This window comes from Paenibacillus sp. MER TA 81-3 (genome assembly GCF_023713585.1).
Lineage (GTDB): Bacteria > Bacillota > Bacilli > Paenibacillales > Paenibacillaceae > Paenibacillus_B > Paenibacillus_B profundus.
On the sequence record NZ_JAMAWB010000005.1, the window covers coordinates 269,448 to 291,270 of the forward strand.

The window sequence follows — 21,823 nt, forward strand, 5'->3', positions numbered from 1 at the left end:
TTTTCCGTAATATGACCATGTCGAACTTGGTGCAGAGAGTAAAAAGATGTTGAAATTCGCTTTCTTTTAAAGGAATTGTTGAGCGGGTGTCGAATATATAGAGGCTAATCTTTAAAACATAGGGTGTGATAATTTGATAGAAATGCAAGATGTATGGAAGACGTATCAGGATGGCTCGCATGCTTTGCGCGGGATATCTATATGTATCGAAAAGGATGAATTCGTTTATTTGGTTGGTCCCTCGGGAGCGGGGAAGTCGACCTTTATGAAAATAATCTATAGAGAAGAAGTTCCGACCAAGGGGCAAATTTTCGTCAGCGGGTTTAATATCGGCAAGCTGAAGCATCGCAAAATTCCGTTTGTCCGACGCAATATTGGGGTGGTGTTCCAAGATTTCCGGCTGCTGCCGAAGCTGACGGCATATGAGAATGTTGCTTTTGCAATGGAGGTCATCGAGGCGCCGAAGAAGGTCATTAAGCGCCGCGTGCCGGAAGTGCTTGAACTGGTAGGTCTGAAGCATAAGGCAACGAGTCTCCCGGCACAACTGTCGGGCGGGGAACAACAGCGGATCGCGATTGCCCGAGCAATCGTGAACAATCCATCTGTCATCGTAGCGGATGAGCCGACGGGGAACTTGGACCCGGAGACATCGTGGGGAATTATGAAGCTGCTGGAGGAAATCAATTTTCGCGGCACGACCATCGTCATGGCGACGCATAACAAAGATATCGTGAACTCGATGCGCAAACGCGTCATCGCTATTGAGCATGGTCATATCGTTCGAGATGAAGCGCGGGGGGAATACGGCTATGATTTTTAACAACTTGGCCCGCCACTTCAGAGAGGGAAGCAAGAGTGTTTTTCGCAACGGCTGGATGTCATTCGCTTCCGTCATTTCTATCGTCATCTCTTTGTTCATTCTTGGCGTGTTCATGTTCTTATCAATTAATGTGAACACCATTACGAACCAAATAGACAATCAGGTGCAAATTCGTGTGTTTATGAAGCTGGATACTACAGAGGAACAGAGACAACTGGTGGAGACGGACATCGGCAACATGTCCGAAGTGAGCAAGGTTATTCCCGTGCCCAAAGAAGAAGGCATGAAGCTGCTGCAGGAAAGCTTGGGCGAAGATGGTAAGGATCTGTTGAGCGGCTATACGAAGGAAACGAATCCGCTGCCGGATTCATTTACGGTAGAGGTGTACGAGCCGACGGCGATCGCTATGGTAGCGAAGAAGATTAATGCCATTAATGAGACGAACAGCGCGAAGCCAATCTGGAAAGTGCAATACGGCAAGGGCACGGTAGAATCGCTCTTTAAAGTTACGCAGACAGTACGCAACTTCGGGTTAATCGTCGTAGCAGGCTTGGCGGTTACGGCCATGTTCCTCATTTCGAACACCATTAAAGTAACGATTATGGCGCGGCAGCGCGAGATAAGCATTATGAAGCTGGTAGGGGCGACGAATATGTTTATCCGCGGACCGTTTTTTATAGAAGGAGCGCTCTTGGGCATTCTCGGTTCGGCTGTTACACTCGGACTGTTGTTCTACGGATATCAGCAATTGATCACCCATTTTGAGTTCGGTTTATTGATGATTAGGCTGGTTCCGCTGCAGGACGTATGGCTTCTTATCGGCGGAACCTTGCTTGGCTTGGGAATTGTCATCGGCATGTGGGGAAGCACGATCTCCATCCGTAAATTTTTGAAAGTCTAAGTTCGAGGAGGAGCCGCGTTGAAACCAAAGTACGGAAAAAAAAGATGGATAGCACTGCTTGCAAGCTTTGCAATTCTTTTTTCGATGGTGCCGCCATCCACTGGACAAGCGTCCGAATTGGATAAGGTTAATAAGGAACTGAAGCAGCTGCAGAGCGAGATGCGCGCAGCGGAGCTGAAGCAGCAGGAAGCAAAATCGACGAAGGCAGAAGCGCAGAAGATGGTCGTCAAGACCACTAAGGATATGAATGTGCTGCTGGGCGAAATCGATAAGAAAGCAAATGAGATGGTTTCCGTCGCCACGCAAATCGATACGTCGGAATCGAACCTGGAAACTACGGCGCATGAGCTTCAAGAGGTTAACCACCGTATTGAAGACCGGGGGAAGCTGCTCGATACACGCGTGAGGCTTATGTATACGAACGGATTCGTATCCTACATAGATGTTTTGTTCAGTGCTACAAGCTTCTCCGATTTCCTCGATCGGATCGATTCTTTGCAATCAATTGCGGCGCAGGATAAGGAAATATTGGCCGAGCATAAGCGTGATAAGCAGCTCGTCGTACAGAAGAAGCAGGAAATCGAGACGGAATTGAAGCGGGTCAAGCTGTTATATGCCAAGCTGGACAGCGCCAAGAAAGACCTGATGTTGAAGGAAAAAGAAAAAGAAGTCATGATTGCGAGCTACAATGAACAGATTGATGAATCGGATGAGGCGAGCGAGGAGCAGGAACGCTTGCTGATGGAATTCGCGCAGAAGCGCGCGGATTTAATCCGGAAGAAGAATAGCTTGAATAGGCCGAAGCCGACACAGAAGAGTCCGCAGCGAGTATATACGTATACTGGCGGTAAGCTCGGGGTGCCGCTCGCTGCCGATTATTACATTTCATCAAAATTTGGTTCCCGTACAGATCCGATTAATGGCAAAAGCGGCGCGTTCCATAGCGGTATCGACATGGCCGTAGCGGGTGGAACGCCGATTTATGCCGCAGAAAACGGAGCCGTCATACTGGCAGAATGGTGGAGTGGCTACGGAAACTGTGTTATTATTGACCATGGGAATGGGCTTTGGTCTTTATACGGTCATATCAAGAACGGTGGAATCAAGGTTAAGAAGGGCGATACGGTCAAGCGTGGTGACAAAATCGCGGAAGTCGGAGCGACTGGGCGCGCCACTGGCAATCACCTTCATTTTGAAGTTCGCTTGAACGGTGAACGTGTTGACCCAGAGGATTATTTAAAATAATTGCGGAATATTTGACATATAATAGTGAGTGTCACGTAGAAACGGCTGTGCCGTCCTCGTCTGAGGGCGTACGGTTTCTGCGTGATGAATCAGCACCTGCATGATGTGAAAGCAATATTTTCTGATTCCATTTGCACCAAGATGCTTTATAAGGTACCGGTTGTATAAACCGAAGGTTGAATGGCCCCGAGCTTATGCATACGGACAAGACGAAGGCGGTGATTTATATGTCGTTCAAAGGGCGTACCGTCGCTCTGCTTGTGGGAGCGGCGATGCTGGTAAGCAGCGCGTTAACGCTGACCGCTGTGGATTTGCCGATATTTGCAAGCGGAGGACAAGCTGCCGCGACGGGCAGTGGCCTATCGACGCAAGAAATGCAGAAGCTGAATTCAGCAATGGGAATTATCGAGAACAAGTTCTTTACTTCGATCGATCGCGAGAAACTGGTTAACGGTGCCGTACATGGCATGATTTCTTCCCTCGGCGATCCTTATTCTACGTTCATGGAGAAAGAGGAAGCGGAGCAGTTCAATCACAGTATTGAAGGCGCCTTTACCGGAATTGGCGCGGAAGTTACGATGGAGAATGGCGAAGTGACGGTGGTGTCGCCGATTAAAGGATCTCCAGCTGAGAAGGCGGGGGTTATGCCGAAGGACGTCCTGCTGTCGGTGAATGGCGAGAGTCTGGAAGGCAAGAACTTGAACGAGGCCGTAGCGAAAATTCGCGGCCCAAAAGGATCGAAGGCGAAGATTACAATTAAGCGCGCCGGCCAATCCAAGCCGATGGAGCTTGTCGTCGTGCGAGACGAAGTGGATATGGAGACGGTCTATCCGAAGATGCTGGAAGACAAAATCGGCTATATCGAGATTCGACAGTTCTCTCTGAACACATTCGAGCGATTTAAAGAGGAACTGGAGAAGCTGGAGAAGCAGGGCATGAAGGGACTCGTCATTGATGTGCGCAACAACCCGGGCGGGGTGCTGGATATCGTGCAGAAGATGACAGAGTTGTTCGTACCGAAGGGCAAACCGATCGTCCAGATTGAAAATCGCAACAAAGAGCGCGATCGTTACAATTCCCAAGGCGCAGCTGGAGTGAAATCTTATCCAGTGACAGTGCTAACGAATAAAGGCAGCGCCAGCGCTTCAGAGATTATGGCCAGTGCGCTCAAGGAATCGGCAGGCGCTAAGCTGGTCGGTGAGCATACGTTCGGTAAAGGCACAGTTCAGACTAGCTACGATTCCGGTGATGGCGGATTGATTAAGATTACGATTGCCAAATGGCTGACGCCAAACGGCAACTGGATTCACCAGAAGGGCATCGAACCGGATATTTCGGTGCAGCAGCCAGATTTCTATTACGTGGCTCCGATTACTAAAGATACGACGCTGAAGTTCGACATGAATGATGCGGACGTGAAAAACGTTCAAATTATGCTGGATGGCCTCGGCTATAAGCCTGGACGCAAGGACGGCTACTTCTCGAAGGAGACGGAAACGGCGATCAAGGCGTTCCAGCGCGATCACAAGCTGGGGGTCACCGGATCGGTGGACGCTAAGACAGGTGAACAACTGGAGCAAGCGATTATGAAGGCAATGCGTGATCCGAAGAACGATGCGCAATTGCATAAAGCGGTAGACACATTGCAGAAGGAAATTCGGTAAAGTCTGTCGAATATAAGGAAGGTCGCAAGCTTCGGCTTGTACCTTCCTTTTTTTATTTCCTTGTTGCATAGTGCTGAAACATAACGTTGATATACATGAGAGTAAGACAGGTTGGGTATGGAAAGGAGCGGGTAAAGTGGACCTCCTAGCGGAAATCGGTGTTCATTTGGCAGAAGGATTGCTGCAATGGCTGCTGTCGCCATTTTATTGGTTGGCAATCATCCTCATTGCGTTGTACTATCGGAGACAGGTGACGCTGGAACGAAGGCTGTTCTCCGTCAAGATGCATAGTTGGGCGGAGCAAACATGGCATGCGTGGCTTGGTGGTCTCGTAGCGGGCCTCATCGTATCGGCGGCCGCCATCGGGCTCGGAATTACCGTAACCCGCGAGGTTGTTATTGCGCTGTGGATTGTCGCTTTGCTGCTGATGCTTGTGCGTGTGCGTTTCTTATGTCTCGCTTATTCTGCCAGCGTGCTTGCCTTGCTGCAATTCGGATTGCGCGTATTTGCGCCAGACTGGACGGTGGACGGATGGGGCGGAACGATGATCGCAGCGATCCGTGACATGGATGCGGCTGGCCTGCTGGTGCTCGTTGCGCTGCTGCATGCCGCGGAAGCTTGGCTCATTCGCAAGCAAGCAGCAAGGATGGCCGGGCCGCTGTTCATGGAGAGCAAGCGCGGCCGCATTGTCGGCGCGTATCAGATGCAGAGCCTCTGGCCGGTGCCGCTCATGCTGCTCTTTCCGACAGCGACAGCGGGAACGCCGCTGCCTTGGACGCCGCTCTTCGGCGGTGATATCTGGCTGCAGGGCTGGACGCTTATTGCATTTCCAGTCATGATTGGCTTCTCCGAGCTGACGTTCACACGCTTGCCGCAAGAGAAGGCGGCGGTCAGCGCTTCGCGCCTGTTCGCCTACGCGGCGGTGCTGCTCGCGCTCGGCTTGGCAGCGACATGGTGGTCGCCGCTCGTGCCGGTTGCTGCTATCGCCGCGCTCGTGCTGCACGAAGCGCTCATCTGGTACAGCCGCCGCGAGGAAAGTGAACGCAGCCCTGTCTTCACACAGGATGCGCGCGGTCTGCGCGTGCTGGCGGTACTGCCGGGCAGCCCAGCACAGGAGCTCGGCATCCGCATCGGCGAGGTCATCGCGAAGGCAAATGGCATTTCCGTGCGCACAAAGGAACAGCTGCATCAAGCGCTGCGGTCAAATGCGGCATTTTGCAAGCTTGAAGTGTACGATGCGAACGGAGAAGTCCGCTTCCTGCAGCGTGCGCTGTATGCGGGAGAGCATCATCAGCTGGGCGTGCTGCTGGCACCGGACAATAGCGTCAGCTTTGTCGCAGTAACGAGGCAGCCTTCCTTTTTCGCGCTGCTCGCTGCACCATGGGCGAAGCTGAAGCAGGGGTTCGGAGCGAAGCAAGATGAGCAAGAAATATCCACAGGGAACGATAGGGCGGATAAACATGAAGAAGCTCACCGGCCGACTGCAACGACGGACATATAAATGAAAAAAGCTCACATCCAACGCAGGATGTGAGCTTTTTATATCAAAAAATAGATAATTACTGTGAATTGTGGATAACTAATTGCGAAACAGTCTGAATTGTCCAGAAGTTGTTAACAAACTGTTGATATATCAGTGCATAACGTGGATAACTCTGTTAACATTGTGCATAAACTGTGTATTTCCAGACATTATGTATATTGATAGGACTGATGGCGTAATAATCTGAATTACTGCACCATATTGCGTAGAACGATAATTTCGACTCTTCGGTTCTGCTGGCGGTGCTCTTCCGTTTTGTTATCCACGACGGGGCGGGTTTCACCATATCCGGCAATTTGGAACTGTTCAGGATCCAGCTTCTTCTCGTCCACTAGGAAACGAAGCACAGACAACGCGCGTGCTGCGGACAATTCCCAGTTGTCCTTGTATCGTCCGCCTGGCGCGAAGGCAAGATTATCTGTATGCCCTTCGATACTGATGGTCGTATTCAGCTGTGGGAACAAGCTAGCGAGCTTGTCCATCGTCGGCATTGCTTTCTGCTTCAGATCGGCCCGGCTCAAGTCGAACAGCAGCTTGTCGCTCATACGGATTGCAATCCCTTTCGGAATATCCGACACTTCAATTTGCTCACCGAGCTTGTTGTCATCCACATATTGCTGAATGACGTTCATGAAGTTTTTCAATTCCTCTTCCTGCTTGCGAAATGCTAAATCTTTGTTCGTTATCGTTCCAATCGCAACTGCATGCTCTTCCTTCATGTCACCCGAACCACCGTCTTGAGCGGTGTCGAGGGCGCCGGTCTCTCCGGTCTTCAGATAACCGCCATCCAGGATGCCAGACCCCTTAGGCAGGGCGGAATCGGCATTGCGGAAGGAGAGTTGAAGCGTCTCGGAAAGTGATTCATACTTATCCGCATCCACTTGGCTCATGGCGTACATGATGACGAAAAAAATCATGAGCAGCGTAATCAAGTCGGCATAGGTGATAAGCCAGCGCTCGTGACTCTCCGTCTTGGCGGCGCCCTTTCTATTTCTGCGTCTCATGAATCATCCCTCGCTTTGCGTCCGGAACCATCTTCAGCGGTTGTAACGAATCTTCGGCGAGCAGGAACGAGCCAAGCTTTTTGCGCACAATTTGCGGGTTCTCTCCCGCCTGGACAGACAATATGCCGTACTCCATCATTTCCATTAAGCGAATTTCTCCCTCGCTGCGCGATTTGATCTTGCTCGCGATCGGAAGATAGATGACATTGGCCGTTGCGACCCCGTACAGAGTAGCCGTGAAAGCGACTGCAATGGAAGGACCGAGCGCTGAAGGATCGGAGAGATTGCTAAGCACGTGAATCAGCCCCATGACCGTTCCGATAATTCCCATAGTAGGCGCATAGCCACCGGCAGCTTCGAATATTTTGGCATAGCCGTCATGCTTCTCTTCGACGCCATCCATTTCAAGCTCAAGCATCTGCTTGATTAGCTCTGGATCTGTGCCGTCCACCACCATCATCATGCCATCGCGCAAGTATCCGTTCTCATGCTTCTGCGCATGGCCCTCCAAGGCCAGAACTCCTTCACGGCGGGCAATATTGCTCATCGCCACGATGTCGTCAATCAGCTTCTGCGCGTCTGTCGGGTTGCGCCGGAAAGCCATTTTGAGTGCGCTTGGGATGTTGCGCAGACGTTTGCCCGGAAAGCTGACGACAACCGCTGCAATCGTGCCCCCAAATACGATGAGTGCAGCGGTCTTTTCCCATAAACCGCTGATCTGGCCTCCTTCCCACAAAAAGCCGCCGATTAATGCGGCTAATCCTGCGATAATGCCAATTACCGTCGTTTTATCCATAAGTTAATCCTCTCCCGTTAAACATACATTTCCCATTTGCATCCAATCCATGAAAGGAGTATAATGAAAAGGGAACAAACATTCCTATTTTGAACGTATCAAGGACTTGGGCTAGACAGGAGCGCAACCGTCCTTATCCACGTATAAAAAGAACTGAAGAAGCGGTCATTTTGGATGGCGCATCCGCTTCTCTAATTTTTGCGCTGTCTCCTATTTTTATCGGGTAAAGATTGGGTAAAGTTTAGGGAGGGATCCCCCTCGTCATTTTTTGCATGCGTTTTGAGTCGGGGGACCTAGATGAATGAATACCCTTCAGGTGAAATCAGGATTAAGGAATCATTCGCAAGATGGTAATAATAGAAGTAAGAACTGGAAACGGAAAGTGCGGTGAAGTGATGGCAGATTTGGAAATCAGCACGAAGACGTTCGAGCTAGAATCGGAATTTGCGCCTCAAGGAGATCAGCCCCAAGCTATTGAACAGTTGGTAGAGGGTGTGTATCAAGGAAAGAAGGTTCAGACGCTGCTCGGTGCCACGGGAACGGGGAAGACGTTTACGATTGCCCAGACGATTGCCCGTGTGAACCGGCCGACGCTCGTTATTGCGCATAACAAGACGCTAGCGGCGCAGTTATGCAGCGAGTTCAAGGAGTTTTTCCCGAATAACTCGGTAGATTACTTTGTAAGTTATTACGATTATTATCAGCCGGAGGCATACATTCCCTCTTCGGATACGTATATCGAGAAGGACTCGAGCATCAATGAAGAGATTGATAAGCTGCGCCACTCTGCGACGAGTTCGCTGTTCGAGCGGCGGGACGTCATTATCGTAGCGAGTGTATCCTGCATATATGGCTTGGGTTCTCCGATTGAATACGGAAATCTTGTGTTGTCTCTACGTACCGGAATGGAGAAGCCGCGCAACGTCATATTGTCGAAGCTGGTAGACATTCAGTATCAGCGCAATGACATGAACTTTGTTCGCGGGACGTTCCGCGTGCGCGGGGATGTTGTAGAAATCTTCCCGGCCTCGAAGAGTGAGCATGCGGTGCGCATTGAGCTATTCGGGGACGAGATTGAGCGCATTACGGAAATTGATGTATTAACAGGAGAAATTATCGGTGAACGCGACCATATCGCTATCTTTCCGGCTTCTCACTTTGTTACGGCTGAAGAGACGATGAAGGTAGCGCTTGTTAATATCGAGCGTGAATTGGAAGAACGGCTGGAAGTGCTGCATAATCAGGGCAAGCTGCTGGAGGCGCAGCGTCTAGAACAGCGGACGCGGTATGATATCGAGATGATGCAGGAGATGGGCTTCTGTTCCGGGATTGAGAACTACTCGGGTCCGCTAACGTTCCGGGAACCCGAAGCGACTCCGTATACGCTGCTTGATTATTTCCCAGATGATTTCCTGATTGTCGTTGACGAGTCGCATGTAACACTGCCGCAGATTCGCGGGATGTACAACGGAGACCGCGCCCGGAAGGAAGTGCTCGTGGAGCATGGCTTCCGTCTGCCGTCTGCGCTGGATAACCGGCCGCTTAAGTTCGAGGAATTCGAACAGAAGATGGGTCAATCCATTTTTGTATCGGCAACGCCTGGACCATACGAAATAGAGCACTGTCCGGAAATGATCGAACAGATTATTCGTCCGACTGGACTGCTTGACCCTGTCATTGAGGTGCGTCCGACGAAAGGACAGATCGATGACCTGATCGAGCAGATCCGCATTCGCTTGGCGAAGGATGAACGGGTGCTCGTGACGACGCTGACGAAGAAGATGTCAGAGGACTTAACCGATTACTTGAAGGAAATCGGTATTAAAGTACGCTATCTGCACTCTGATATTAAGACGCTGGAGCGCATGATGCTGCTTCGCGATCTGCGCCTGGGCGTATTCGATGTGCTGATAGGCATTAATCTGCTGCGGGAAGGATTGGACTTGCCGGAGGTGTCGTTAGTTGCGATACTGGATGCCGACAAGGAAGGCTTCTTGCGTTCGGACCGATCGCTCATTCAGACGATCGGACGTGCGGCGCGCAACTCGGATGGATACGTCATTATGTATGCTGATAAGATGACCGACTCTATGACGAAGGCGATCAAGGAGACGGAACGCCGCCGAAGCATACAGATTGCGCACAATGAGAAGCACGGCATTACGCCGCAGACGATTCGCAAGAAGATTCGCGATGTCATTGAAGCGACGAAGACAGCTGAATCGAAGGGTGAGTATGATATTGGCAAGTCTGTGGAGAAGCTGTCTAAGAAAGACCGCCAATCACTGATTCAGCGTTTGGAGAAAGAAATGAAAGATGCAGCCAAGAACTTGCAGTTCGAACGCGCGGCCGAGCTGCGTGACGCTCTGCTTGAACTGCGGGCGATGGAATAACAATTCGGAAGGCTTCATGAGGTTCGAGTGAACCCGAAAAGCAGGAGGGTAACCCATTGGCGAGTGAACATATAGTGATTAAAGGGGCGCGTGCCCATAATCTGAAAAATATCGATGTGACGATTCCTCGTGATAAGTTCGTCGTTCTGACGGGCTTAAGCGGCTCGGGGAAATCGTCTTTAGCTTTTGATACCATTTATGCGGAAGGCCAACGGCGTTACGTGGAGTCGCTCTCTGCCTACGCACGCCAATTTCTAGGACAGATGGAGAAGCCGGACGTCGATTCGATAGACGGCTTATCTCCAGCCATTTCGATCGACCAGAAGACGACAAGCCGCAACCCGCGTTCCACCGTTGGAACAGTCACGGAAATTTACGATTACTTGCGCTTGCTGTTCGCCCGCATCGGGCATCCACATTGCCCGGAGCACGGGATTGAGATTACGTCGCAGACGGTCGAGCAGATGGTGGACCGCATCATGTCTTATCCAGAGCGGACCAAGCTGCAGCTTTTGGCGCCAGTCATCTCCGGACGCAAAGGCGAGCATAAGACGGTGCTCGCCGACATCCAGAAGCAGGGCTTCGTGCGCGTACGCGTAGATGGCGAGATTCGCGAAGTATCGGAGAGCATTGAGCTCGACAAGAACCGCAAACATAGCATCGAAGTCGTCGTTGACCGGATCGTTGTCAAGGATGATGTGCAAGCTCGCTTGGCCGATTCGATCGAGACGGCACTGCAGATGTCAGGCGGCAAGTTGCTCGTCGATATTATCGGCGAAGAAGAACTCATATTCAGCTCGAATCTGGCTTGTCCGACTTGCGGCTTCAGCATGGATGAATTATCTCCGCGGATGTTCTCGTTCAATAGTCCGTTCGGCGCTTGTCCGGAATGCGACGGACTTGGCATGAAGATGATTGTCGATCCCGAGATGTTGATTCCTAATCAGGAGAAGACCATTGATGACGGAGCGTTCGAAGCATGGGCCGGGAGCACTTCGAACTACTATCCGCAGTTCCTGAAGTCGGTCTGCGACCATTACGGCATTCCGACCGATATTCCGATAAGGCAGCTCGAGCCGGAGCAGATGACGAAGCTGCTGCATGGCACGGGAAGCGAGAAGGTGAAGTTCCGTTACGAGAATGATTTCGGACATTCGAAGGAAGCTCACGTAGTGTTCGAAGGCGTAATTCATAACCTGGAACGTCGTTATCGTGAGACGGCCTCGGAAGGCATCCGCGAGTACATCGAAGGGTTTATGAGCGCGAAGCCGTGTGGCGTATGCAAAGGTCATCGCTTGCGCAAGGAAATATTGGCGGTGACCGTGAATGATAAGAACATGGCCTATGTCACATCGCTGTCGATCGGGGAAGCACAGCGTTTCTTCTCTGGTCTGGAGCTGAGCGAGAAGGAGCAGATGATTGCCAATCTCATCTTGAAAGAGATTAATTCGCGCCTCGGATTTCTCGTGAATGTCGGACTTGAATATTTGACGCTGAACCGTGCGGCAGGAACGCTGTCCGGCGGCGAGGCACAGCGGATTCGTCTCGCGACGCAGATTGGGTCCAGCTTGATGGGCGTATTGTATATATTGGACGAGCCAAGCATTGGACTGCATCAACGCGATAACGACCGCCTCATTGAGACGTTGGAGCATATGCGCAATCTGGGCAATACGCTGATTGTCGTAGAGCACGACGAGGATACGATGCTTGCGGCTGACTATATTATTGATATCGGTCCGGGAGCCGGAATACATGGCGGCAAGGTCGTTGCTGAAGGCACGCCGAAGGAAATTATGGCGGATCAGGCATCGCTCACCGGCCAATACTTAAGCGGTCGTAAGTTCATTCCGGTTCCGCTGGAGCGCCGGGCGTTGGACGGAAGATGGATCGAAGTGCGCGGAGCCAAGGAGAACAATTTGCGTGGCGTCAATGCGAAGATTCCACTTGGCGTATTCACGGCAGTCACGGGCGTCTCTGGATCGGGGAAATCGACACTGGTGAACGAGATTCTGTACAAGACATTGGCGCGCGATCTGAACAGAGCCAAGGTTCGTCCAGGCGAGCACCGTGAAATTCGCGGGTTGGAGCATATCGATAAAGTAATCGAAATTGACCAGTCGCCTATAGGGCGGACACCGCGTTCCAACCCGGCCACCTATACCGGCGTGTTCGATGATATTCGTGATCTGTTCGCACAGACGAATGAAGCGAAGATTCGCGGCTACAAGAAGGGCCGGTTCAGCTTCAACGTGAAGGGCGGCCGCTGTGAGGCTTGTCGCGGGGACGGGATTATTAAGATTGAGATGCACTTCCTGCCGGATGTATATGTGCCGTGCGAGATATGCAAAGGCAAACGATACAATCGTGAAACGCTGGAAGTGAAGTATAAAGGCAAGAACATTGCCGATGTGCTTGAAATGACGGTAGAGGATGGAGTAGAGTTCTTCCAGAACGTGCCGCGCATTCACCGCAAGGTGCAGACGATATTGGATGTCGGCCTTGGCTATATGAAGCTTGGCCAGCCGGCGACGACGTTGTCCGGCGGCGAGGCGCAGCGGGTGAAGCTCGCAGCTGAGCTGTACCGCCGCAGCACTGGCAAGACGTTCTATATTTTGGACGAGCCGACGACTGGTCTGCACGTAGCTGACATCGACCGCTTGCTGCAGGTGCTGCACCGCCTCGTTGACTCCGGTGAGAGCGTGCTCGTCATCGAGCATAATCTCGATGTCATCAAGACGGCGGACTATATCATCGATTTAGGTCCGGAAGGCGGCAATGGCGGTGGAACGCTCGTTGCCCAAGGCACGCCGGAAGACGTCGTGAAGGTGGATGCCTCTTACACCGGACGCTACTTGAAGCCTGTCCTTGAACGCGACCGTGAGCGGACAGAGAAGTCGCTCGTCGCAGCAACAAAGGACGCGTAACATGCAATGGAGCATAACTTGACGATGAACCGTCGTCTGCCGAGTGGGCAGGCGACGGTTTTTTTGCTGAGGGGGTTATACTTTCATTGACTCTTCATCATGAACGAAATGTTCCGTTCGCCATGGCGCGTTCAGACTGACGGTGCTCTGCTTCATCGGCCTCTTTGCTTCATTCTCCCCATCCTTCAGGAGGCGCCACGGCCAAGGACGACTCTGGTTATCTGCCATCATGAGCGGCCGCGTTATGGCAGGGTATATTCAAATTGGCATGTATCTCATCCCCATCGTCATCCTTCCTGACGGTATGGGAGAATGGACATAAGGACCATTTGCCGAGCAGTCCGACAACCTATTCTCATTTGAAAAGGAAAGGGGGCTGCCATTCTGAATGAAGGGGAGAAGAACCTTGTTCAGACCGTCCATTTACGAATGCATCTCTCAACGCTTGGCTTGCTCCAACAATCGTGCGAAGTCGATCTTTCTCGTCGAGGAAACTCTTCTGCCCACTAGCCCCATTCATTGCATGTATGAGTCAATCACTGCAGCGCTATTCATTGGAACAATCTGAATCATTGGGAGAGTGAACCAAAGGTGGAATCGAAATAGGATTGAGGGACCACGAATGCACAATTGCTCCTACCGCCCCTAGTCTCATCGACTGTATTTTGTGCGATAAAAACAGTATATTTTCCAATAGGGAGACTCTGATCGCATTCCTTTCCAAATATGTCATTGCATTTTACAAATTTAACCTATAATATGAAATAAGAAAGAACAAAAGTAGAAAATTAACAAAAATAACTAGCGGGAGCCTGCTGAAGCAAGCTGAGAGTACAACTAATCTGTTGTAGACCGATTGAACCTGTTGGGTAATGCCAGCGTAGGAAGCGAACATGTAAATGTACGACGCATGCTGTTCGCATGTGTTTTTTGTTGTAAAAATACTATTTTCTTCCCCTTACTATAACAAGCTTTCTTGTGCCACAAGTCTATCGGAGTCTGGCAAATGCTTGCTCATGTTGCGTTGTGCTCTGTTTCCTTCCTGCAATCGTTCAATCTAGTTGTAAACTCAGTCAATCACAATCCGTCTATCATTTTCATAAGCGCGTGATCAAAAGGAGGCTTGTTGAACAACCACTATAAAGGTTAGGAAAACGCTAGCAGTCTATGAATCTCATGACTATCATCTGCCCTCTGCAGGCTCCCGACCATAAAAGAAAGGTTGGATTGATCATGTCCTTACACCAAGTATCCGTTCTCATTGATAAACTTCACAAGGAACAGCCGCTCATACACAATATGACGAATGTGGTGGTGACGAATTTTACGGCCAACGGATTGCTGGCGCTGGGCGCTTCGCCGGTGATGGCGTATGCGCGCGAGGAAGTGGCCGATATGGCCAAGATAGCTGGAGCGCTGGTGTTGAATCTTGGCACTCTCTCTGAGGAGCTGGTAGAAGCGATGATTATTGCTGGGCAATCTGCCAACGCACACGGGGTCCCAGTGCTGCTCGATCCGGTAGGGGCGGGAGCGACACCGTTTCGGACGGCGTCTGCCTTGCGTATCTTACGCGAGGTGGAGGTGTCCTTGCTCCGGGGCAACGCTGCCGAAGTAGCGCACCTGAATGGAGAAAATCGAGCCATTAAAGGGGTGGATGCCGGACAATCAGCGGGTGACGAGAGAGTGGAATTAGCCGCCCGAGCTGCCAGAAAGCTACGTACGGTCGTCGCTGTAACGGGACCGGAAGACGTCATTACTGACGGACAGACCGGTTGCATCGTGAAGGGCGGCCATCGCCTGTTGATGCAGGTGACTGGTGCCGGATGTTTATTGACATCGGTACTGGGGGCATTTGCCGCTGTGGAACGGGATTTGCTGCTGGCAGGAACTGCGGGGCTTGCTTTTTACGGAGCTGCCGCCTACCGGGCTGCAGAGCGAACGGAAGCTGCGGGACCGGGGAGCTTCCAAATCGCCCTTATCGACGAACTATCTAGGCTGAACAGGGACTCTCTGATGGCAAATACGGAAGTGCGGGAATTCCTGCCGTCTTCCGTAAAGGAAGGTGAGGCGCAATGAACGTATATAAAGCTCTGACGATTGCCGGTTCGGACAGTGGAGGCGGCGCGGGGATCCAGGCGGATATTAAAACATTCCAGGAGCTGGACGTGTTCGGGATGTCCGCGATTACGGCCATTACGGTGCAGAATACGCTGGGCGTTCAGGCCGTGTACCCGCTTCCTACCGCAGCTGTGACCGGTCAAATGGACGCGATCGGGTCCGATCTTGCGCCTGATGCGGTCAAGACAGGCATGCTTTTTAGCAAGGATATTATTAGGGCCGTGGCAGATCGGATTGAGCACTTCGGCTGGAAAGCGGTCGTGGTCGATCCGGTGATGATCGCCAAAGGGGGCTCCGAGTTGCTGCAGCAGGCGGCGGTGGAAGCATTGAAAGAGCGTCTGTTGCCGCTTGCTCTCGTCGTGACGCCGAATATTCCCGAGGCCGGGGCCATAACCGGCATGTCCATCCGAACAATGGCAGACCGGCGTGAAGCCGCCAAGCGGATCGGTGCTTACGGTTCCCGCTATATCGTCATTAAGGGCGGTCATAGCGAGGAGAATGACCAGGTGACGGACCTGCTATATGACGGACAACACTTCACCGAGCTGGATGGTAAGCGGGTTCATACCCGGCATACGCATGGAACGGGATGCACCTTCTCTTCAGTCCTGACGGCAGAACTGGCCAAAGGCTCGTCTGTCGTTGATGCAGTAGGGACAGCCCGCGCGTTCATTCAGGCGGCGCTTGAAGATACGCTTGGCATCGGCCAAGGTCATGGTCCGACCAACCACTGGGCTTACGGCCGCAGAAGGGCGGTGCGGTCGTGAGCCGAATTCCAGCAGAACGGATGCGCGCATACTTGCGGCTCTACATGGTGATGGGAAGCGTCAATTGCCGGCTGGATCCGTTATATGTAGTGCGAGAAGCGCTAGCGGGAGGCGTGTCGCTGTTTCAATATCGCGAAAAGGGAGCGGGCGCGCTGACCGGGGACAGGAAAAGGCAATTGGGATTGGAGATTCAAGCCCTCTGCCGCAGGATCGGCGTTCCATTTATCGTCAATGATGATATCGAACTTGCGCTCGAGCTCGGCGCGGATGGCATCCATATTGGTCAGGATGATGAACAGGCAGACCGTGTTAGGTCGAAGATCGGCGATAAAATCCTCGGAGTATCGGCGCATACGGTTGCGGAGGCGCGGCTCGCCGTGGAACAAGGAGCGGATTATTTGGGAATCGGGCCAATATACCCTACCCGCTCCAAGGACGATGCGCATGAAGTGCAGGGCGTATCCATCATTCGGCAGATGCGCGCAGCGGGGATCGATGTGCCTCTCGCCGGAATCGGCGGGATTACTTCTACGAACGCTGCGGCGGTTATGCAAGCGGGCGCGGATGGCGTAGCCGTCATTTCGGCGATAACCGGGGGGAATGACATTCGTGAATCGGTGGCTAGAATACGCCGGCTAGAGCCGTAAATGAACAGCTAGGGGACGATAAATCAATCATTGGCCGTCAATGTATAGCCAAATTTGAAAGGTGGAAGCTGCGAGATGAGTATCGTGAACAAATCGGGTATCAAGAAGTTGTTTTTGGCGGGACCATTCAAAAGTTTGGTGGATGCCGAAACAGGCTGCATGCAAGAAAGCGAGCAGCAAAGACTGATCCAGCTGATCTCATTTTTTGAAGCGAGAAATTACGCTGTTCATAATGCGCATAAGCGCGAAGGTTGGGGCAAAGATTTCATGACGCCTGAACAATGTACGGCCATTGACTTCGAGGAAATCCGCGCCTGCGATCTGTTCGTTGCATTTCCCGGATCGCCCGCTTCTCCAGGCACGCATATTGAAATCGGCTGGGCTTCTGCCTTCGGCAAGCCTATCATTCTGCTGCTGGAGGAGAACAAGGATTATGCATTCTTAATCAGGGGGCTCAGTAAAGTCGCCGATGTGACGTTCATTTCCTATCAAGAAGAAAAAGATTACCTGTCCAAGCTCGAACAAATGTTTAGCATTGCGGAATAGAAGGAGGAGAGGTTGGTGCGCTTCGACCATTTTCACGAATCTTATATAGCTACGTTAGACGAAATTTATAACAAACCGCAGTTCTCTAATGCGCCGCGCGGTCACCAGAGCCGCGAGAGGCTGAATTATCAATTTGTCCTCGCGAATCCCGTGGAGCGCGTCTGTTATTTGCCGAGCCGCCGCACGAATATCATATTCAATTTTGCCGAAGCATTGTGGTATCTGTCGGGCAGGGACGATCTGGATTATATCGGCTACTACAATCGGAAAATGAACGATTATTCTATGAATTGCCGTACGCTTACAGGAACGGCTTACGGTCCCAAAATTTTTCGTTTCGGATCTGACAAGGTGAATCAATGGAAACGAATCGCACATTTACTGGGTCAAGATGACCCGGATTCCAAGCGGGCTTTTATCCAGATTTTCGATGCCAATGAATCGCTGGAATCAGCAAACATCGATGTTTCCTGTACGATTGGGCTCCAATTTTTTGTGCGGGAGCGGAAGTTGTATACTGTCGCCTATATGCGTGCGAACGATGCGTTTCGAGGCATGGTCAGCGATGTTTTTTCATTCACGTTCATGCAGGAGCTGCTTGCCAGGGAGCTTCAGCTGGAGTTGGGCGATTATTATCATGTGGTCGGTTCGGTACATATATATCAACCGGATAATCATGTCGTGGAGAAGGTGCTGGAAGAGGCTCATTCTGAGACGCATGACAATCAGAGCGTTGATACTTTTCCCGCAATGCCTTCGGGAAGCCAGTGGCCTTATATTCAGACCATACTGGAGTATGAATCGTTGCTGAGAGAAGACCAAATCATCTTGTCAGGCCCGGATATTGAGGCGCTGGACATGCCTGCTTACTGGCGGCAGGTATTGCTGCTGTTCAGCTTCTACCAATCTGTAGCTTATAAGAGACCGGTGGATGCTTCCGTGTTCCATGCTTTGTGGCCGGTCTATCAGAGGCTGTTGCAAAATAAGTGGCCTGATCGGTCTATATCAAATATGCAGCATATCCAGCAGTGATAAGGGGGCAAAGGGATGCAGACGTCGTGGAAGCAAGAGGTCGTAGCTAATCAGTTCGAGGCTTACAATGACATTCTGGAGCAGACATTGGGGTTTCGATTTGTGTTTGATATTTTAAGCTCCGTTCCCGGAGGGAAGCGGGTGCTGGATTATGGGTGCGGACCCGGAAAAGTAGCTTACCGGCTGGCAGAGAGCATGGATTTGAATGTCATTGCCGTGGATGAATCAAGCAATATGCTTGATATTGCCGTTCAAAAACGTTCCCACCCTCAGGTGGACTACCACCGAATCGAAAATGATCAATTAACATTTCTGGAGGACAATTCGGTATATGGCGCCATGACCTGCTATGTGTTCATCAATACAAGCAGCCAAGATCGAATCCAGCGAATTATGCGGGAGATTCACCGGGTATTGGCCCCGGGCGCTCCCTACGCGATTTTGGACACGCATCCGGATTCGACGGGCATCGAATTTTCGACGTTCCGCAATGGGGAGCCGGGAAGAAAATATAAACATGGTGAAGCGCGGCAAGAATGGCTCCATCTTCCTGACCGGGAGGATATGATTCTTCATGATTTCCACTGGCCTAAAGAGATGTATCACGAGCTCCTGCAGGAGGTTGGTTTCAAAAATATTGAATGTTTGGAGCCTACTTTACGGCATATCCCTCCGGATGAATTAAGAGAAATAGAGCAAGCGAGTCAGTTTGAACAATGGAAAATGGAGCGGGATTATCCTCCCTTCCTCATTTATCGGGCGGTCAAAGACGCATGAGCAACTGATTTCCCGCTAAGAGACGGAGATAACCTCATGGCAAACCGGCAGAGTGAACGTAAGGAGGAATGACGTGTTGCTGGATAGATTTGACGTGTTCTTGTTTGATTTGGACGGTGTGATCTACATTGGGCCCGAGGCCCTGCCGGGTGCAGTTCAAGCGCTCGAGCGCCTTCGGATCGCGCGCAAGACGATTCGGTTTCTGACCAATAATCCTTGCATGACGCGAGAGCAAGTCGCGGCTAAGTTGAACGGACTAGGGATTGAAGCGAACGTTGGTGAAGTCGTCACATCGGGATGGGCAACAGCGCGTTATTTAAGTGAGCAGCAAGTCCATTCTGTATATGTGCTGGGGGACGAGCATTTGGAATGGGAATGCCGTCAGGCAGGCCTTGAGCTTGTTGATGTGAGCAGCGCCGAAGCTATTGTCGTCGGCTGGAGTGATGAACTTACACTCCGGGAGATACAGGGAGCCGTGACGCGAATTGTTAAGGGCGCAAAATGCATTGCCACCAATGCGGACAGGATATTCCCGGGTCCAGAAGGGCCTATGATGGCGGTCGGAACGGTTGTTGAAGCTATCAAGATGTCTGCGGGGATAATCCCGGACGTTGTGGGCAAGCCATTTCCTTATATGTTCCAGCAGGCGCTTGAATATGTGGAGGACTTGTCCCGCGCAGTCATGATAGGTGACACTCCCGATACGGACATTGTTGGCGCACACCGGATGGGCATATCGGCAATTCTCGTATCAAGCGCTCCACGTTCCGAATTTCCATCTGCGCGGGATTTTCGCAAGCCCGATGCTATCATTCCCGATTTGCGCAGCTTATGGGATCAAGAGGTGCGCTTGGAGCCTTGGACGGCTCCGGCTTTTCCTTGGCCGGATGACATCAAGCCGGGGGTGGCGGGCATTATTATGGATGAACGCCGTAGGGTTCTCCTGATGAAGCGTGCAGATAATGGGTGCTGGGGGATTCCGTCGGGTCATGTCGAGCTGGGAGAAACCGTAGAGGAAGCGATCGTTCGGGAAATCGCCGAGGAAACCGGCCTGAACGTAAAAGTGACACGGTTGATCGGGGTATATTCGAACCCTGATTCCCAAGTTTTTTCGTATCCCAACGGGAAGGTCAGCCATTTTGTGACGACGTACTTTCGTTGTGAGGTGGTGGGCGGAACGCTGGTTAGAGAAGGGGACGAAACCTTGGATGTGCAATATTTTGAATTGGATGCGCTGCCGGATAATATGTTGACGATGCATCCCCGGTGGATCGCGGATGCCCTGGCGGATGAATCTATCTCTTTTTTCCGTTGACTCGAAATCTATCAAGTTAAATGGTGATTTTTATTTTAATAGAGGCGGGTGATAGCGGCATGAAAAGTTTTAAAGGAATCATTTACAGAAATATGATGATTATTCTGGCATTGTTGCTTGTTGTCGTTAGTCCGGCAGCGGCTGGAGCGGACCATCTCAACGTACCTGCGAATATTACGTTGAAGGTAGCGGTATATCCCTACGTGCCTGATTCTTCCCGGTTTGAAGCGGCCGTTCTCGAACAGTGGGAGCGGAAGGAGCCAGACGTCAAGCTGGAGTTTGTGGCTTGGGATTCCTATTCAACTGAACCGCCTGAGGATCTGGACGTGTTCGTGTTAGATTCGATTTTCCTCAGTCATTTCGTGGATGGGGGGTATTTGCTCCCTTTCAGCAGCGATGAAATCGACCAGGCGGATGATGTTGTGCACTTTGCTCTGGAGGGCGCGAAACGAAACGGAAAAGTGTATGCCCTTCCGCAAATTTTATGCACGAACCTGCTCTTTTACCGGAAAGATGATCTGAAAATGGCGCAAGTAGATAATATTTATGAGTTATACAAGCAAGTCGGCACCAATCATTCCGATCAAATCCCGCCTCAGGCAAATAAGGGGCTGCTGATCGACATGTCTGGAGGCACGACCAAGGCGAGCATGTATTTGGAAGCGCTCATCGATGTAACCAACCGTTATACAAAATATGACGTACTTCCGCCGCTGGACCATCTGAATGAGAAGGCCATTCGCGGCTTGAGGCTGCTAATCGATATGGCGGGGATGAAGCAATCGCAGTATTATCCGGAGGATGGCGACGCTTATGCAAGAGCCTCCTGGTTCGCGCAGGGCAGCGGCAGAGCCTTTATCGGCTACAGCGAATCGATGATGCGAATGGGGGCTTACGCAGATCAGGTAAGGTTTAAACCGATTTCGTCATCGACCGCTCAAGACATTCCGCTCTTCTACAGTGATGCTGTCGGTGTGAACTCTCAGACATCCCATCCCGAACTAGCCAAAGAGCTAGCGAATGTCGTGGCCGCTTCGGATACGGTGGAACAAGCCCTGCGGCCTCATACTGACGGCCAATATCCGCAATATCTCCTGCCGGCACGCCATAGTGTATATAGTGCCTTAGAGGAGGATTACCCTATCTATTCCGAGTTATCTCGAATTGTGAACAATCCTTCTAACCGTGTATTCCGCATCGGGCCTGAGGCGCGCACGTGGCTGAATGCCGCCAAAAAAGTATTGCCGGAAGCGCTTGAGTTAACGAGCTTGGCGAGCTAAAAGCATAGGTGCCCTTGTGATCTTCATGATTCACGGGGCACTTTCTTT

18 protein-coding genes are annotated in these 21,823 nt (G+C 51.5%); 15 read left to right on the top strand and 3 right to left on the bottom strand.

The features are described 5' to 3' along the window. The first annotated feature begins 133 nt into the window (after positions 1 to 133). The 5 genes from ftsE to M3650_RS09190 all read left to right on the top strand — a co-directional run bounded on the left by ftsE (position 134) and on the right by M3650_RS09190 (position 6,131). Positions 134 to 820 (top strand): cell division ATP-binding protein FtsE, encoded by a 687-nt coding sequence (gene ftsE, locus M3650_RS09170; RefSeq protein ID WP_251574018.1) that lies wholly within the window; start codon positions 134 to 136, stop codon positions 818 to 820. After that, the gene (gene ftsX / locus M3650_RS09175) at positions 810 to 1,721 is read left to right on the top strand and encodes a permease-like cell division protein FtsX (RefSeq protein WP_251574021.1); all 912 of its coding nucleotides are present in this window, start codon (positions 810 to 812) and stop codon (positions 1,719 to 1,721) included. Before ftsE ends, ftsX begins: the two co-directional genes overlap by 11 nt. Before the next feature lie 18 nt (positions 1,722 to 1,739). Further along, positions 1,740 to 2,966 (top strand): murein hydrolase activator EnvC family protein, encoded by a 1,227-nt coding sequence (locus tag M3650_RS09180; RefSeq protein ID WP_251574023.1) that lies wholly within the window; start codon positions 1,740 to 1,742, stop codon positions 2,964 to 2,966. Positions 2,967 to 3,193: 227 nt separating this feature from the next. Beyond that, positions 3,194 to 4,630, top strand: coding sequence for a S41 family peptidase (locus tag M3650_RS09185; protein WP_251574187.1), 1,437 nt, complete (start codon positions 3,194 to 3,196; stop codon positions 4,628 to 4,630). Positions 4,631 to 4,766: 136 nt separating this feature from the next. Further along, positions 4,767 to 6,131, top strand: a complete 1,365-nt coding sequence (locus M3650_RS09190) for a PDZ domain-containing protein (RefSeq protein WP_251574024.1) — start codon at positions 4,767 to 4,769, stop codon at positions 6,129 to 6,131. Between the two features lie 230 nt (positions 6,132 to 6,361). Here the strand turns inward: M3650_RS09190 and M3650_RS09195 are convergent, their stop codons facing one another. Beyond that, positions 6,362 to 7,177 carry an OmpA/MotB family protein gene (locus M3650_RS09195; protein WP_019424757.1) on the bottom strand — a complete coding sequence of 272 codons (816 nt, stop codon included), beginning with the start codon at positions 7,175 to 7,177 and terminating at the stop codon, positions 6,362 to 6,364. Continuing rightward, positions 7,161 to 7,973, bottom strand: coding sequence for a flagellar motor protein (locus M3650_RS09200; protein WP_233696356.1), 813 nt, complete (start codon positions 7,971 to 7,973; stop codon positions 7,161 to 7,163). The genes M3650_RS09195 and M3650_RS09200 overlap by 17 nt, the downstream gene beginning before the upstream one ends. A 395-nt stretch (positions 7,974 to 8,368) precedes the next feature. Here M3650_RS09200 and uvrB point away from each other — a divergent pair, with 395 nt between their 5' ends. Together uvrB and uvrA are read left to right on the top strand one after the other, a co-directional pair. Then, positions 8,369 to 10,366 (top strand): excinuclease ABC subunit UvrB, encoded by a 1,998-nt coding sequence (gene uvrB, locus M3650_RS09205; protein ID WP_251574189.1) that lies wholly within the window; start codon positions 8,369 to 8,371, stop codon positions 10,364 to 10,366. A gap of 56 nt (positions 10,367 to 10,422) precedes the next feature. After that, positions 10,423 to 13,293 carry an excinuclease ABC subunit UvrA gene (gene uvrA, locus M3650_RS09210; protein WP_251574025.1) on the top strand — a complete coding sequence of 957 codons (2,871 nt, stop codon included), beginning with the start codon at positions 10,423 to 10,425 and terminating at the stop codon, positions 13,291 to 13,293. A 75-nt stretch (positions 13,294 to 13,368) separates the two neighbouring features. On the opposite strand, the gene M3650_RS09215 is transcribed toward uvrA, so the two are convergent. Continuing rightward, positions 13,369 to 13,521, bottom strand: coding sequence for a hypothetical protein (locus M3650_RS09215; protein ID WP_251574026.1), 153 nt, complete (start codon positions 13,519 to 13,521; stop codon positions 13,369 to 13,371). Positions 13,522 to 14,526: 1,005 nt separating this feature from the next. On the opposite strand from M3650_RS09215, the gene thiM reads away from it, so the two are divergent. The 8 genes from thiM (at position 14,527) to bcmE (ending at position 21,775) form a co-directional block, all read left to right on the top strand. Continuing rightward, positions 14,527 to 15,369 carry a hydroxyethylthiazole kinase gene (thiM, locus tag M3650_RS09220; protein WP_251574027.1) on the top strand — a complete coding sequence of 281 codons (843 nt, stop codon included), beginning with the start codon at positions 14,527 to 14,529 and terminating at the stop codon, positions 15,367 to 15,369. Continuing rightward, a complete protein-coding gene (gene thiD / locus M3650_RS09225; protein WP_251574028.1) occupies positions 15,366 to 16,178 on the top strand; it encodes a bifunctional hydroxymethylpyrimidine kinase/phosphomethylpyrimidine kinase in 813 nt (270 codons plus the stop codon). The genes thiM and thiD overlap by 4 nt, the downstream gene beginning before the upstream one ends. Before the next feature lie 20 nt (positions 16,179 to 16,198). Then, positions 16,199 to 16,825 carry a thiamine phosphate synthase gene (gene thiE / locus M3650_RS09230; RefSeq protein WP_285848388.1) on the top strand — a complete coding sequence of 209 codons (627 nt, stop codon included), beginning with the start codon at positions 16,199 to 16,201 and terminating at the stop codon, positions 16,823 to 16,825. A gap of 75 nt (positions 16,826 to 16,900) precedes the next feature. Further along, positions 16,901 to 17,371 (top strand): nucleoside 2-deoxyribosyltransferase, encoded by a 471-nt coding sequence (locus M3650_RS09235; RefSeq protein ID WP_019424764.1) that lies wholly within the window; start codon positions 16,901 to 16,903, stop codon positions 17,369 to 17,371. 15 nt (positions 17,372 to 17,386) lie between these two features. After that, complete coding sequence (locus tag M3650_RS09240) at positions 17,387 to 18,403, top strand: thymidylate synthase (RefSeq protein ID WP_251574033.1); 1,017 nt, start codon at positions 17,387 to 17,389, stop codon at positions 18,401 to 18,403. Between the two features lie 15 nt (positions 18,404 to 18,418). Continuing rightward, a complete protein-coding gene (locus tag M3650_RS09245) occupies positions 18,419 to 19,180 on the top strand; it encodes a class I SAM-dependent methyltransferase (protein WP_251574035.1) in 762 nt (253 codons plus the stop codon). 73 nt (positions 19,181 to 19,253) lie between these two features. Continuing rightward, positions 19,254 to 20,495, top strand: coding sequence for an HAD-IIA family hydrolase (locus M3650_RS09250; RefSeq protein WP_251574044.1), 1,242 nt, complete (start codon positions 19,254 to 19,256; stop codon positions 20,493 to 20,495). Positions 20,496 to 20,554: 59 nt separating this feature from the next. Continuing rightward, a complete protein-coding gene (gene bcmE / locus M3650_RS09255) occupies positions 20,555 to 21,775 on the top strand; it encodes a thiamine pyridinylase (protein ID WP_251574046.1) in 1,221 nt (406 codons plus the stop codon). Positions 21,776 to 21,823: the final 48 nt, after the last annotated feature.